Genomic DNA, 12,678 nt, shown 5'->3' with positions numbered 1-12,678 from the left:
ACTCCTCCCACTTCTATCATATTACTTCCCTACTGCCTTAAAGCTGTCCGTAATCCTTTCATCTTGAGGCGTGATACATAGCAACTAGCGCCATTAGGGAAATAGGCTATGTTTTCTATCTTATCCAACTGAGAGATATTCGCTGGATTGACCACATAAGAGCGATGGCAGCGATAGAGACGCTTGTCCTGCTTTGTAATCTCAGAAAGCTGTCCGTAAAATTCGATGCGCTCTTTCTTGGTATAGAGAACTAGTCTATGAGGCACTTCTGATGTCTCAAAATAATAGATTTCATTAAAAGGCACCTGAAAATCTGATTTAGAATTTTCAAAGAGAAAAGTTTCCTCAGCTTGAAAACTGTCCTTTCTCTCGTAAAGATAGGCCAGATCCTGCTCAATCTGCTTGATAAAATCCTCCTCAGGCAAGCCTTTGTCAATAAAGTCAAAAGCTGATACCTGATAACGAAAAGTCAAGGGCATAAATTCTGAGTGAGTCGTCACAAATACAATCAGAGCGTAGGGGTCCAACTTGCGAATCTTTCCTGCCACCTCGAGTCCCTTCTGCGTCTCTTGCTTAATCTCAATATCCAAAAAGAAAATCTGATGGCTCCCCCGTTCCCTTACTGCATCAATCAGCATGTCCGGCTTGCCATAGATTTCTAAAAACTGGCATTCCCAGCCATTCTTTTCCAAAATTCCCTGAATGGTGGACTCCATATAGGCTTGTTGCTTAAGATCATCTTCTAATACAAAAATTTTCATCTTATTTTCTTCCTTCCTGATACCAGCGCTTGATAAGACTGGTTAAATGACGCCTTGAGCAGACAATGTCTCCTAAGTCAGACTGCTCAAAGAACAAGCTTTTACGCTCCCTGTCAAATCCTTGAACCTTGGCTAAATTGACCAGTGTTTGACGATTACAGTGAACCAGCTCATCAGGATAGAGCTTAGCCAGCTCAGTCAGAGAAGCCCTAAGGCTGTAGTTGCCTTGTCTAGTCACGATAAGAACGATGTGCGGCTTTTGAGGATGGGACTGGACATAGTAAATTGTTGAAAGATCTAGCTTTCGAAGAGTGCAGCCGTCTTTAATTATGATAGTAGCCATTTGTCTACCTCCTTTGCTCTAGCATAGCACAGGTCGCATCGCAAATAACTCCCAAATCCTAAATGGTAGCTGATAAGTCTTAAATGGTCTCAGAAGCACTAAGTAAAAACTTACTTGTTAGGTAAGTTTTTACGATCTATTATTTCAGTCTGATATATTGGTACCAAACAGTTGTACAAACTCTTACTTTTTCTTTTTCTGTGGAAAAAGCGGCATGCCCAAAGCAGCAATCTTTTCAGCTGGAACCTTCATGCCTTCTTTGATCCATTTGGAAAGCACCGAAACAACCGCAGAACTCCAAAATGAATTCATATAGGAATTGGCTGTCTTCTTCCCACCTTTGCTACGCTTTTCAAGGAAATCAAAGACCGCCTGCGTCAGCAACTTTTCAAAATTATAATCAATAGCCAGACTAATGACACGCGCTTCCTTTTTGGCTTCCTTAAAAAGAAAAAGCCAAATCTGGTACATTTCTGTCTTGAAATTGAACTGCTCCAGCTTGTCGACAATTCCCTGAACCGTATTTTTGAAAATTCCCTCTAGAATTTCTTCTTTGGAGCTATAGTTACGATAAAAGGCTGCGCGCGAAACTCCAGCCCGCTCGACTAACTCAGAGATGGTAATCTTTTTCAAATCTTTTTTCTCTAGCAGTTGCATCAGAGAAATTTCCAAGGATTCCTTTGTGATTCGATTGGATTCTTGATTATAAGTTTTTAAATTTGCAAGGGATTTTTCTGATATTTTCTTTTCCGCCATAACAATTTCTTTCTTCCTGTATCAGCTGAGAATTAAGGCTTTATATCAAAGCATCTTCATGTTATAATTGTAAGAAAAGACATGTTTTTTGTCAATGTAGAGAACTGATAGAGCAGGAGAAACTAAATGACTTGGAAAATTGTTGCCGATTCTGGCTGTGACTACCGTGAGATTACAGATCTGGCCAACCAGACAAGGTTTGAGAGTGTGCCGCTGACCATTCAGATTGATCATGAAATTTTTGTGGATAATGCGCATCTTGATATTGATGGCATGATGGAAAAAATGTACGCTACTTCAAGTGCTTCGAAATCAGCCTGCCCAAGCCCTGATGACTACCTCAGAAGCTTTGAAGGGGCTGAGAATATCTTTGTCGTGACAATTACAGGCTCTCTTTCTGGTAGCCACAATAGCGCCCAGCTAGCCAAAAAACTCTTCTTAGAAGAAAAACCAACAGCAAATATCCATGTCATTGATAGCCTTTCGGCTGGTGGCGAGGTTGATCTGATTGTCAGAAAATTGAACGACCTCATCAAAGAAGGGCTTTCTTTCGAGCAAGTCGTGGAAGCCATTACCCACTACCAAGAAAATACGAAACTTCTCTTTGTACTAGCTAAGGTAGATAATCTGGTCAAAAATGGTCGTCTCAGCAAGCTAATCGGTGCAGTTGTCGGCCTCCTCAATATTCGCATGGTCGGCGAAGCCAGCGATACTGGTACTCTGGAGCTTCTCCAAAAAGCTAGAGGAGCTAAAAAAGCTCTGACTGCTGCTGTCGATGAAGTTCTGAAATCTGGGTATAAGGGCGGTCGCATTCTCATTGCGCATCGCAACAATGAGAAATTTTGCCAGCAATTTTCGGAAGTTATCAAGGAAAAATTCCCAGCTGCCGATATTTCATTCCTACCAACTTCTGGACTTTGCAGCTTTTACGCAGAAGAAGGCGGCCTCTTGATGGGCTATGAAATTTAATCCTCTCCTTTTGAGCTGAATATGCGTATTCAGCTCTTTACTTTTTCGATTTAATTCGTTAAAATAGAAGAAAGAAAAGGAGTGAATATCATGGCCAGAGGACGCGGTGTCGCTAGCCCCCAGGATAAGGAGGCAATGCGACTCATTTCTAAAAAAATCAAAACTTTATTGAAGCAAAAGCAAATCAAACAAATTGAACTTTCACGAGGAACAGGAATCCCAGCCAGCACTCTCACTGGCTATATCAAAGGAAATTCCCTGCCTGTCCTCGAAAATATGCAAAAAATTGCAGACTTCTTTGATATGGATGTTGAAGAGCTGGATCCTCGCTATTTATCTGTTCATAGCCCTACACCATTTTCGCTAGAGTTCGCAGATATTTTCCAATCTTTAGACCAGAGCCGCAAGCAAGCTGTGACAGACTTTGCTAAAAAAGAGCTGGATGATCAAACAACTGAGGAGAGATTAAAAGATAATTATTTTCCTTACAAGGTCTATGAAAGCTTCCAGACTTTCTTGAACAAGCCCGAACAAGCTGACATCGTCTGGTTAGACAAAGAGCTTGACTATGATATTGCCCTCTGGATTCGGACAGATTCGCTGGAACCCAAGTATCCGCAAGGTTCTGTGGCACTCATCAAGAATACACATTTTGAATTTGCTGGCGCGATCTATGCCATTGATTACGACGGACAAACCATTTTGAAAAGAGTTTTCAACGATCCAACTGGCATCCGTCTCATCTCTCTCAATAAAAAATACAGCGACAAATTTATCCCGCATCAAGAAGAACCCAAGGTCATCGGCCGTGTCATGGCCGCCTTTATGCCCTTAGATTTATCAGAACAAGCACAAAAGCCACTTTAGTACATAAAGCGGCTTTTCTATTTTTTCTTACTCCCTTTGCTTGCAATCACGATGACTGCTGCTATCAGAAAGAAAATAATATAAGTAGCAATCGGAAACCAAACATAGCGATGATCCAAAGTAGGCAATGGTAACAAAATAGTTCTATGACGGCGACTCTTCACTCCAAAGTAATGAAACAAAAGAGCTAGAGGATTTATATAAAGGAGAGGATTGACTAAGTCTTTTAAAGAAGTGACCCTCTTTGAACTATTTTCACGTAGGATAGAACTATAGGCATAGTGCAGTAAAACAAGAATATTTATAAACAAAGGAAAAACATAATTACCCTTTAAACATATAGGGAGGAAGGGGATTTGAAAAACTAGGATGCCCGTAATCATTGCGAAAAGCATAAGGATGGAGAAATCCAATAACTAAGCTAGAAAACCATGGCACTTGAGCCATGTATTCACTGTATCTAACCACATCCACACAACTCCCTCTACTAGCTTGTTTGAACGGGCTTTGGAGCTAGATTCCATTGGCAAGACTTGCATCAATCAATATAGCGAACACGATTGACCTTGGTTTTCATGATATAAGGATTGACTAAATCATGGTATTCATCATATTCACCTAATAAATAGCCTTTTCGTAAAATAACTTCTCTCCCCTCTATCCCGTAATCCATATTGATTGGGACAGAATTTTCTGATTTGACTATAGAGAAATGAAAGAAAATTGCAAACCATATAAAAAGTGCAAGAGGTACACTCAGGATCCCCCAGATGAGGTGGAACCAGCGAAACTCTCTATTTTTCAAAAAGAGAAACCATAAGTGACAAAAGACGACCACTGATAGAAGAAAAAGCCATGTGTTCCACAGGAGCGGAGTAAAGACCAAACCAAAGGGACTCAAGCTAAAATGTAGCAAAATAAAGATAAACAACAAGATATAGAGCACTAGCCAAATAACTTTAGAAAACTTCCAGCCCTTCGCTTTTTCTTCCCTTGTCTCTTCCAAATTTAGCTTACTCATTTCCAACCAACTCCACAATCTTCTGGAAAGTCTTACCGTTTCGGATAGTCAGTTGCTTGTAGAAACTAGACTTGAGCAGTTTTTTATGGTAGTTGGACTTGAGATAGTCCGCTTGGTCAGCATTGCTATAAAAGAAAGCTGTCTGTCCGAAATGCAGTTGCTCCTTGTCATTCGCCCAATTGCCTGCCAGCTCTTGAACGCTCTCCTTGTCTACCTCTGGCAGATAAAAGAGAACATCGCGCCGAAAGGCTGTCTCATCTTTCCACCAAGTAGGCAGATTGGCTGTTTCTTTTTCAAGCATGGCAGAGCTGACAAGAACAAAAGGCAAAGGAAAATCGTAAGACTGACTAAAATAATCCGTCAAAATCTCCCGAATCCTCTCCTCCTGCTCCTCGCTATCAAAGAAAAGGTTGCCGCTGTTGATGTAGGAAATTGAATTTTCAAAACCCAACTCAGCCAGATCCTTCTTCAAATCAGTCATAACGACCTTGTTTTTCCCGCCGACATTAATGCCGCGGAGTAAAAGTGCATAACGCATGTGTGCTCCTTAAAAATGTACCTATTATTTTCAGACTAACTGTTCGAGTTTCTGATGTAAAGCATCCGTTTTTCTTTCACGGCTTTTCCTAGGTCAATGACCTTTTCCTCGCCGTCAAAAACAAAACCCATTTTTCCATAGAAAGCGATGGCACGTTTGTTATCTTCTAATACCCATAATAAAATTCTGAGGGAGCATCAAACATTTGCCAGATCATTACTGGAGAAATCAAGATAAGCGATTTTACATTTTATTAATCTGATTTGAAACTTTTTTCAAATATTTTTGACGATCTATAGCAGTTGTTGTGTTTTGAGCGACTTGACCAAAAACACTTGTTCTCCTGGTTTTAACTCCACAATGATTCAAGACTGCATTTTTCAATACTGCAATACCATAACTATCAGGGATACTAATCAATCCTGAGAACATTTTATACCAGTTAGTGGGGGCATCAGAAGTTACATAAATATCAGCTGTTTTCCCTTTTAAAAGTTTTTTAAACTGCTTACCAGTAACATAATTCCAAAAGAAATTTCCCTGATGATTAGCTGAATAGGCAATTCCGGGGGTAAATACACGATCAATCCACCCCTTTAACAGGCTAGGCATACTACTCCACCAAATAGGATAAACAAAGATGAAATGATCCGCCCACTGGATTAATTTCTGAGAGCGTAGAATAAACAAATCCTCCTTCATCCTTTTCCGATAACCATAACGTAAAACAGGATCAAAATTCTCTTCGTTGAGATTGATGACCTCAAGCTCATGTCTACTTAAATCAATATTGTCAACAATCGTCTGAAAAATTGCTTGGCAATAGCTCTCTTTATCAGGATGGCCATTAATAACCAAAATTTTCATACGTTCTCTCCTCTCTAATCCATCGCTTTTATTTCCAGAATCATATCGCGAATCTGTGCCGCCAGTTCAAAGTCAAGCACTTCGACGGCTTCTTGCATTTGTTTTTCGAGTTTTTTGACGAGTTCTTTGCGTTCTTGTTTGTTGAGGCTATTGATATCGACTTCCTTGTCCTCTTCCTTGGCAACTGCCTTGGTTACGGCGATTAGGTCACGGATTTCTTTCTTGATGGTCTGCGGTACAATGCCATGTTTTTCATTATAAGCCATCTGGATTGCCCGACGGCGGGCAGTTTCATCAATAGCGCGCTGCATGGACTGGGTCATTGTGTCCGCATACATAATCACATGCCCTTCGCTGTTGCGGGCTGCCCGTCCGATGGTCTGGATAAGTCCACGTTCATTGCGTAGGAAACCTTCCTTGTCCGCATCGAGAATTGCCACCAGACTAACCTCAGGCACGTCGATTCCCTCGCGTAGCAGGTTAATCCCAACCAAAACATCAAAGACACCCAAGCGCAGGTCTCGGATAATCTCGGTTCGCTCCAAGGTCTTGATGTCCGAGTGCATATACTTGACCTTGACCCCCATTTCCTTGAAGTAGTCCGTCAAATCTTCCGCCATCTTCTTGGTCAGGGTTGTGATAAAGGTACGTTCATTCTTTTCAACACGGGCATTGATTTCACCTAAGAGATCATCAATTTGCCCCATGGTCGGACGGACTTCCACCTCTGGATCCAGAAGCCCTGTCGGACGGATGATCTGTTCAATAACCGTATCCGTCTGCTCTTTCTCATAGTCACCCGGCGTAGCCGACACATAGACAATCTGGTGAACATGACTCTCAAACTCCTCCCGGCGTAGCGGACGGTTGTCCAAGGCAGACGGCAGGCGGAAACCATAATTAACCAGCATCTCCTTACGAGAGCGGTCACCATTGTACATGCCCCGAATCTGTCCCATGGTCATGTGACTCTCGTCAATCATGATCAAGAAGTCATCAGGGAAAAAGTCCAGAAGGGTATAAGGCGGCTCTCCTTCGCTTCGACCATCCATGTGACGAGAATAGTTTTCAACGCCATTTGTATAGCCCATCTCGCGCAGCATTTCGATATCATACTCCGTACGCTGTTTCAAGCGCTGAGCTTCCAGAAGTTTGCCTTCCTTCTCAAAGATAGCTAGCTGCTCCTCCATCTCCGCCTGAATCTTGGCAATCGCCACTTCCATGTGGTCTTCATTGGTCACGAAGTGAGTGGCTGGGAAGATGGCCAAATGGTCCACCTCACCCAAGACTCGACCTGTCAAGGCTTCCACCTCACGAATCCGGTCAATCTCGTCTCCGAAAAACTCTACCCGAAAGGCATGCTCATCCCGGGAAGCTGGGAAGATCTCCACTACATCGCCGCGCACGCGGAACTTGCCCCGCTGAAAGTCAATGTCATTGCGCTCAAACTGGATATCTACCAGATCATTGAGTAGCTTGTCGCGAGAAATCTCTAGTCCAGGACGCAGGCTAACCACACTATCGGAGTATTCCTTAGGCGAACCCAGACCATAGATACAAGAGACCGAAGCCACGACAATCACATCATTGCGCTCCAAGAGAGCTGATGTCGCTGAGTGACGGAGCTTGTCAATCTCGTCATTGACCGAGCTATCCTTCTCGATATAAGTATCACTGGAAGGCACATAGGCCTCAGGCTGGTAGTAATCATAGTAGGAAACGAAGTATTCCACCGCGTTATTTGGGAAAAACTCCTTGAACTCACCATAAAGCTGGCCTGCCAGGGTTTTATTATGGGCAATAACTAGAGTCGGCTTATTAACCCGAGCGATTACTTGACTCATGGTAAAGGTCTTACCAGTACCAGTTGCCCCCATGAGAATCTGGGCTTTCTCGCCCCCCTCGATATTGTCCACTAGCTGCTCGATAGCTTGGGGCTGGTCACCTGAAGGCTCGTACTTGGAAACCAATTCAAATTTATTATCTGTTATTCTGTTTATCATCTTTTATTCCTCAACTTGTGCTTCTATCATTTTACCATATTTGATACATTTTCTCTGGGTTTGGCTCTGGTTTAGTAGCTACATCTCTAAGAACGGCTAGTCTCGTATTCTTATCATTCACTAGCATTAAAAATCGCCCAGCCAAGCTGAGCAATGTCTTTATTTCTTAAGCATCAATGCCCGAGGTAGGCGATTTTCTTTCTTGAGCGACCAGTAAAGATAGGCAATACAGCCAATCAGAACGATAGTAGCAAAGATGGATCCTTCAGCACCAAAAGCTCCGCCTGACAGCCAGTCAATGGAAGCCTGAGAAGTGTAATTAAAGATAGAGGCATTAGCTCCTTGCCCGCTAACCTGGATGCCATAGACATTTCCTTGGACGAAATTCCAAGCGCCATGCATACCAGCCAAGACCCACATATTATCATACTTGATCATGAGTAGGCAGGCAAAAATTCCATCCAAGATAATCGTGACAATGGAAAGAACGGTTACACCAGTATTGAGGAGATGTAATGCCCCGAATAGAGCACTGGAAATTAAGATACCAATGAAGATATTTGACTTAGCGCTAACCGCTGGAAAAAGCCAGCCACGCGTCACCAGCTCTTCTGTACCACCTTGAAGGATCCAAAAAGGAATCAAGGCAAGAATAAAGAGAACCGGCTCTAAACTTAGCTCTGCTAATTCTAGACTTCCCGCACCCGTTAGCAATAGTAAAGCGACGACGAGCGAAAATTGTGCTGCCCCAATCAGGAAGCCTCTGCCCAGTTCTTTCAGCCATCCTTCTTTAAAGAAACCCAAGCTGGAGAACGTTCTCTTTTCTCGAAACTTGACCCACAGAAAAACAAGTACGGCCATAAAGAAAAAGCTACCCAGCTGAAAAAATATACTATAATGCCCGAACACTTCCATAACTGTAGCCCGGTCAGCTGTTGGATTTGCCATGGCAAGCACAGTTCCAATGATGATCCAAATCGGAATCATTCCAATGCCTGCAAAGATTTCTCCTACGTGGATAAAGCCAATGGAAATCAGAACTGCCAACCAAATCGGCGGAATGTAGCGCGACAGCTTCACATTATCTAACATGCGTGATTTAAACATAGAAATCTCCTTTCACCATTTGTTTATTATAACATATTTTATGATGATAAAATGAAAGTCATTTCGCACTCTTATGTCAGAAGATATAACATAATAAGTAGAAAATATTTGCCTTTCTCAAATTTTTCTGATATAATCGAAAAATATTCAACTAAAGGAGAGAAAATATGAAGAAAAAAATCATAGCTTTTCTGCTAGCATTATTCCCTATCCTTGCACTAGGGACAACCACTCACGCAGATACCATCAAGATCGTATCTGACACGGCTTATGCCCCATTTGAATTTAAAGATTCCGATCAAACCTATAAAGGGATTGATGTTGATATTATCAATAAAGTAGCTGAAATCAAAGGCTGGGCATATGAAATGTCCTTCCCTGGCTTTGACGCTGCTGTCAATGCCGTTCAAGCAGGACAGGCCGATGCTATTATGGCAGGTATGACCAAGACTGCTGAACGTGAAAAAGTCTTTACCATGTCTGATACATATTATGACACAAAAGTTGTCATCGCAACGACCAAGGCTAATACAGTAAAATCTTACGATCAACTTAAAGGAAAGACTGTCGGAGTCAAAAATGGTACAGCCGCACAACGTTTCCTTGAAAAAATCAAGGACAAATACGGCTTTACTATCAAAACATTTGATACCGGCGACCTTATGTATAACAGCCTAGCAGCCGGAGCCGTTGATGCAGCTATGGATGACCAACCCGTTATCGAGTATGCAATCAGCCAAGGACAAGATCTGAAAATCTCAATGAAGGGTGAAGCTGTTGGTAGCTTCGCATTTGGTGTCAAAAAAGGCAGCAAATACGAATATCTAGTGACTGAGTTTAACGAAGCATTGGCTCAGATGAAAAAAGATGGTACCTTGAAGGACATCATCACCAAGTGGACTGCCGCTTCTGGCACTTCAACCAACTCAGCAGTACCAGAGACGACAACCAAATCGGGGCAAAAAGCTACTCCAGTCAAAGCTAAATATACGATTGCCAGTGACTCATCTTTTGCTCCTTTCGTTTTCCAAAATGATAGCAACCAATACACTGGTATTGACATGGACTTGATCAAAGCCATTGCCGAAGACCAAGGTTTTACACTGGAAATCTCTAACCCTGGCTTTGACGCTGCTATCAATGCTGTGCAATCTGGTCAAGCTGACGGGATGATTGCTGGGATGTCTGTGACAGAGGCCCGCAAAGAAACCTTTAATTTCTCTGAACCATACTACACTGCTAACTCTATCCTTGCTGTGACAGAATCAAGCACTATTAGCTCCTATGAAGACTTGAAAGGAAAGACCGTCGGAGTCAAAAACGGTACAGCCTCTCAAACCTTCCTCGTCGGAAATCAAAGCAAATACGGTTACAAAATCAAAACATTTTCAGACGGTTCTTCTATGTATGATAGTCTGAATTCTGGCTCTGTCGCTGCTATTATGGACGATGAGCCTGTTGTCAAATATGCCATCAATCAAGGCAAGAAAATGAAAACGCCAATCGAAGGAACACCTAGTGGTGAAGTTGCTTTTGCAGTAAAAGCAGGCACCAACCCTGAGCTCATCGAGATGTTCAATAATGGTTTGGCTAATCTAAAAGCGAATGGTAAATATCAAGAAATTCTTGATAAATATCTCTCAGCTGAGAAGGATAATTCCACAACCGTTGATGAAACAACTATCTGGGGACTTCTCCAAAACAACTACAAACAACTTTTGAGCGGACTTGGAATTACCATTGCTTTAGCATTGATTTCCTTTGCGATTGCCATGGTGATCGGGATTATCTTTGGGATGTTCAGCGTCAGCCCTATCAAAGCGCTTCGCATCATTTCAGAAATTTTTGTCGATGTTATTCGTGGTATTCCACTTATGATTCTGGCTGCCTTCATCTTCTGGGGAATTCCAAACCTCATTGAATCTATGACTGGTCAGCAAAGTCCGATCAACGACTTCGTTGCAGGAACAATTGCTCTGTCACTCAATGCTGGTGCATATATCGCTGAGATTGTTCGCGGAGGGATTCAAGCCGTTCCGGTCGGACAGATGGAAGCTAGCCGAAGTCTGGGGATCTCGTATGGAAAGACCATGCGCAAGATTATCCTGCCTCAAGCAACCAAGATCATGCTACCAAACTTTGTCAACCAGTTCGTCATCGCTCTCAAGGATACAACTATCGTATCAGCTATCGGACTTGTTGAGCTCTTCCAAACAGGTAAAATCATCATTGCCCGTAACTATCAGAGCTTCAAGATGTATGCTATCCTAGCAGTGCTTTACTTGGTCATCATCACACTCTTAACAAGATTGGCTAAACGCTTAGAAAAGAGGATTCACTAATGGCTAAATTAAAAATTGATGTTAATGATTTACATAAATACTATGGTGAGAATGAAGTCCTAAAAGGGATTAGTGCTAAGTTTTATGAGGGAGATGTTGTTTGTATCATCGGTCCTTCTGGATCAGGCAAATCAACTTTCCTACGCAGCCTAAACCTGCTTGAAGAAGTAACTAGTGGGACCATTACTGTCAACGGTTATGATTTGACAGACAAGGCTACCAATGTGGACCATGTTCGTGAAGATATCGGAATGGTCTTCCAGCACTTCAACCTCTTCCCACACATGACTGTCCTGCAAAATATCACCTTTGCCCCAGTTGAGCATAAGCGAATGAGCCAAGCTGATGCAGACAAGCTTGGTATGGGGCTCTTGGAAAAGGTTGGGCTGGCAGACAAGGCTGATGCCAAACCAGATAGCCTGTCAGGAGGACAAAAACAGCGGGTGGCCATCGCTCGAGGATTGGCTATGAACCCAGACATCATGCTCTTTGACGAGCCGACTTCTGCTCTCGACCCTGAAATGGTTGGTGACGTTCTCAACGTTATGAAGGATCTGGCTCAGCAGGGCATGACCATGCTGATCGTGACTCACGAAATGGGCTTTGCTCGTCAGGTTGCTAATCGCGTCATCTTCACTGCTGACGGTGAATTCCTAGAAGACGGCAAACCAGACCAAATCTTCGATAACCCTCAGCATCCACGCCTCAAGGACTTCTTGGATAAGGTGCTCAACGTATAAATATGACGAATCCTGAAAGTAATCTTTCAGGATTTTTGTTGACTTATATTGCCCTTTTTGCTAGACTAAGGGTAGAATGATTTCGGAGGTACACGGAGACATGAAAAATTAAGTCTATTTTTTAAAGGAAACTTTATTTAGTAGATTTTGTCATGTTTCTGCATATCCGCGGGACTTTCGTTTTTTTGTGCTTTCAAGCATCTATTTGCTTATATTTAGATTAATCCTGTCGCTCCTATGACAGTGCAAGATGAGAGCCTACAAACGAATGCCCCTATTTGGACGCTCCTGTGTCTTCTTTGTGCAATCTCAACAGCTCTACTAAATAAAGCAGGGCTGTATTTTGTATGAAGAAAACGAAGGA

At 42.5% G+C, this 12,678-nt stretch carries 12 protein-coding genes and 1 pseudogene; 4 read left to right on the top strand and 9 right to left on the bottom strand.

Translation table 11 applies throughout. The features are described from left to right. Positions 1 to 29: 29 nt before the first annotated feature. From SCRDD08_RS05130 to SCRDD08_RS05120, 3 genes are all read right to left on the bottom strand, one after another. Positions 30 to 761 (bottom strand): response regulator transcription factor, encoded by a 732-nt coding sequence (locus SCRDD08_RS05130; RefSeq protein ID WP_061422713.1) that lies wholly within the window; start codon positions 759 to 761, stop codon positions 30 to 32. Between the two features lies 1 nt (position 762). Further along, positions 763 to 1,104, bottom strand: coding sequence for a LytTR family DNA-binding domain-containing protein (locus SCRDD08_RS05125; RefSeq protein ID WP_061422712.1), 342 nt, complete (start codon positions 1,102 to 1,104; stop codon positions 763 to 765). Positions 1,105 to 1,287: 183 nt separating this feature from the next. Continuing rightward, positions 1,288 to 1,860: a TetR/AcrR family transcriptional regulator gene (locus tag SCRDD08_RS05120; RefSeq protein ID WP_015605159.1), complete on the bottom strand. Its 573-nt coding sequence runs from the start codon at positions 1,858 to 1,860 to the stop codon at positions 1,288 to 1,290. A gap of 126 nt (positions 1,861 to 1,986) precedes the next feature. On the opposite strand from SCRDD08_RS05120, the gene SCRDD08_RS05115 reads away from it, so the two are divergent. Continuing rightward, on the top strand, positions 1,987 to 2,829 hold the full coding sequence (locus SCRDD08_RS05115) for a DegV family protein (protein ID WP_061422711.1): 843 nt from the start codon (positions 1,987 to 1,989) through the stop codon (positions 2,827 to 2,829). 90 nt (positions 2,830 to 2,919) lie between these two features. Continuing rightward, positions 2,920 to 3,696: an XRE family transcriptional regulator gene (locus tag SCRDD08_RS05110; RefSeq protein ID WP_061422710.1), complete on the top strand. Its 777-nt coding sequence runs from the start codon at positions 2,920 to 2,922 to the stop codon at positions 3,694 to 3,696. A 538-nt stretch (positions 3,697 to 4,234) separates the two neighbouring features. On the opposite strand, the gene SCRDD08_RS12200 is transcribed toward SCRDD08_RS05110, so the two are convergent. The 6 genes and pseudogenes from SCRDD08_RS12200 to SCRDD08_RS05085 form a co-directional block, all read right to left on the bottom strand. Beyond that, on the bottom strand, positions 4,235 to 4,369 hold the full coding sequence (locus SCRDD08_RS12200; RefSeq protein ID WP_371259083.1) for a hypothetical protein: 135 nt from the start codon (positions 4,367 to 4,369) through the stop codon (positions 4,235 to 4,237). 340 nt (positions 4,370 to 4,709) lie between these two features. Next, positions 4,710 to 5,255: a DUF1697 domain-containing protein gene (locus tag SCRDD08_RS05100; RefSeq protein ID WP_061422708.1), complete on the bottom strand. Its 546-nt coding sequence runs from the start codon at positions 5,253 to 5,255 to the stop codon at positions 4,710 to 4,712. A 35-nt stretch (positions 5,256 to 5,290) separates the two neighbouring features. Continuing rightward, a pseudogene (locus SCRDD08_RS11030) lies at positions 5,291 to 5,440 on the bottom strand (N-acetyltransferase); the annotation flags it as partial. A gap of 58 nt (positions 5,441 to 5,498) precedes the next feature. Beyond that, complete coding sequence (locus tag SCRDD08_RS05095; protein ID WP_061422707.1) at positions 5,499 to 6,122, bottom strand: NAD(P)H-dependent oxidoreductase; 624 nt, start codon at positions 6,120 to 6,122, stop codon at positions 5,499 to 5,501. Positions 6,123 to 6,136: 14 nt separating this feature from the next. Further along, entirely contained in the window at positions 6,137 to 8,125 is a 1,989-nt protein-coding gene (gene uvrB / locus SCRDD08_RS05090; RefSeq protein WP_061422706.1) for an excinuclease ABC subunit UvrB, read from the bottom strand. 159 nt (positions 8,126 to 8,284) lie between these two features. Beyond that, positions 8,285 to 9,232 (bottom strand): CPBP family intramembrane glutamic endopeptidase, encoded by a 948-nt coding sequence (locus SCRDD08_RS05085; RefSeq protein WP_061422705.1) that lies wholly within the window; start codon positions 9,230 to 9,232, stop codon positions 8,285 to 8,287. A 167-nt stretch (positions 9,233 to 9,399) separates the two neighbouring features. On the opposite strand from SCRDD08_RS05085, the gene SCRDD08_RS05080 reads away from it, so the two are divergent. After that, complete coding sequence (locus SCRDD08_RS05080; RefSeq protein ID WP_061422704.1) at positions 9,400 to 11,574, top strand: ABC transporter substrate-binding protein/permease; 2,175 nt, start codon at positions 9,400 to 9,402, stop codon at positions 11,572 to 11,574. Beyond that, a complete protein-coding gene (locus SCRDD08_RS05075) occupies positions 11,574 to 12,314 on the top strand; it encodes an amino acid ABC transporter ATP-binding protein (RefSeq protein ID WP_061422703.1) in 741 nt (246 codons plus the stop codon). Before SCRDD08_RS05080 ends, SCRDD08_RS05075 begins: the two co-directional genes overlap by 1 nt. Positions 12,315 to 12,678 lie beyond the last annotated feature (364 nt).

Source organism: Streptococcus cristatus, from assembly GCF_001578775.1.
Taxonomy (GTDB): domain Bacteria; phylum Bacillota; class Bacilli; order Lactobacillales; family Streptococcaceae; genus Streptococcus; species Streptococcus cristatus_A.
This window is presented reverse-complemented; position numbering and strand designations above follow the sequence as displayed.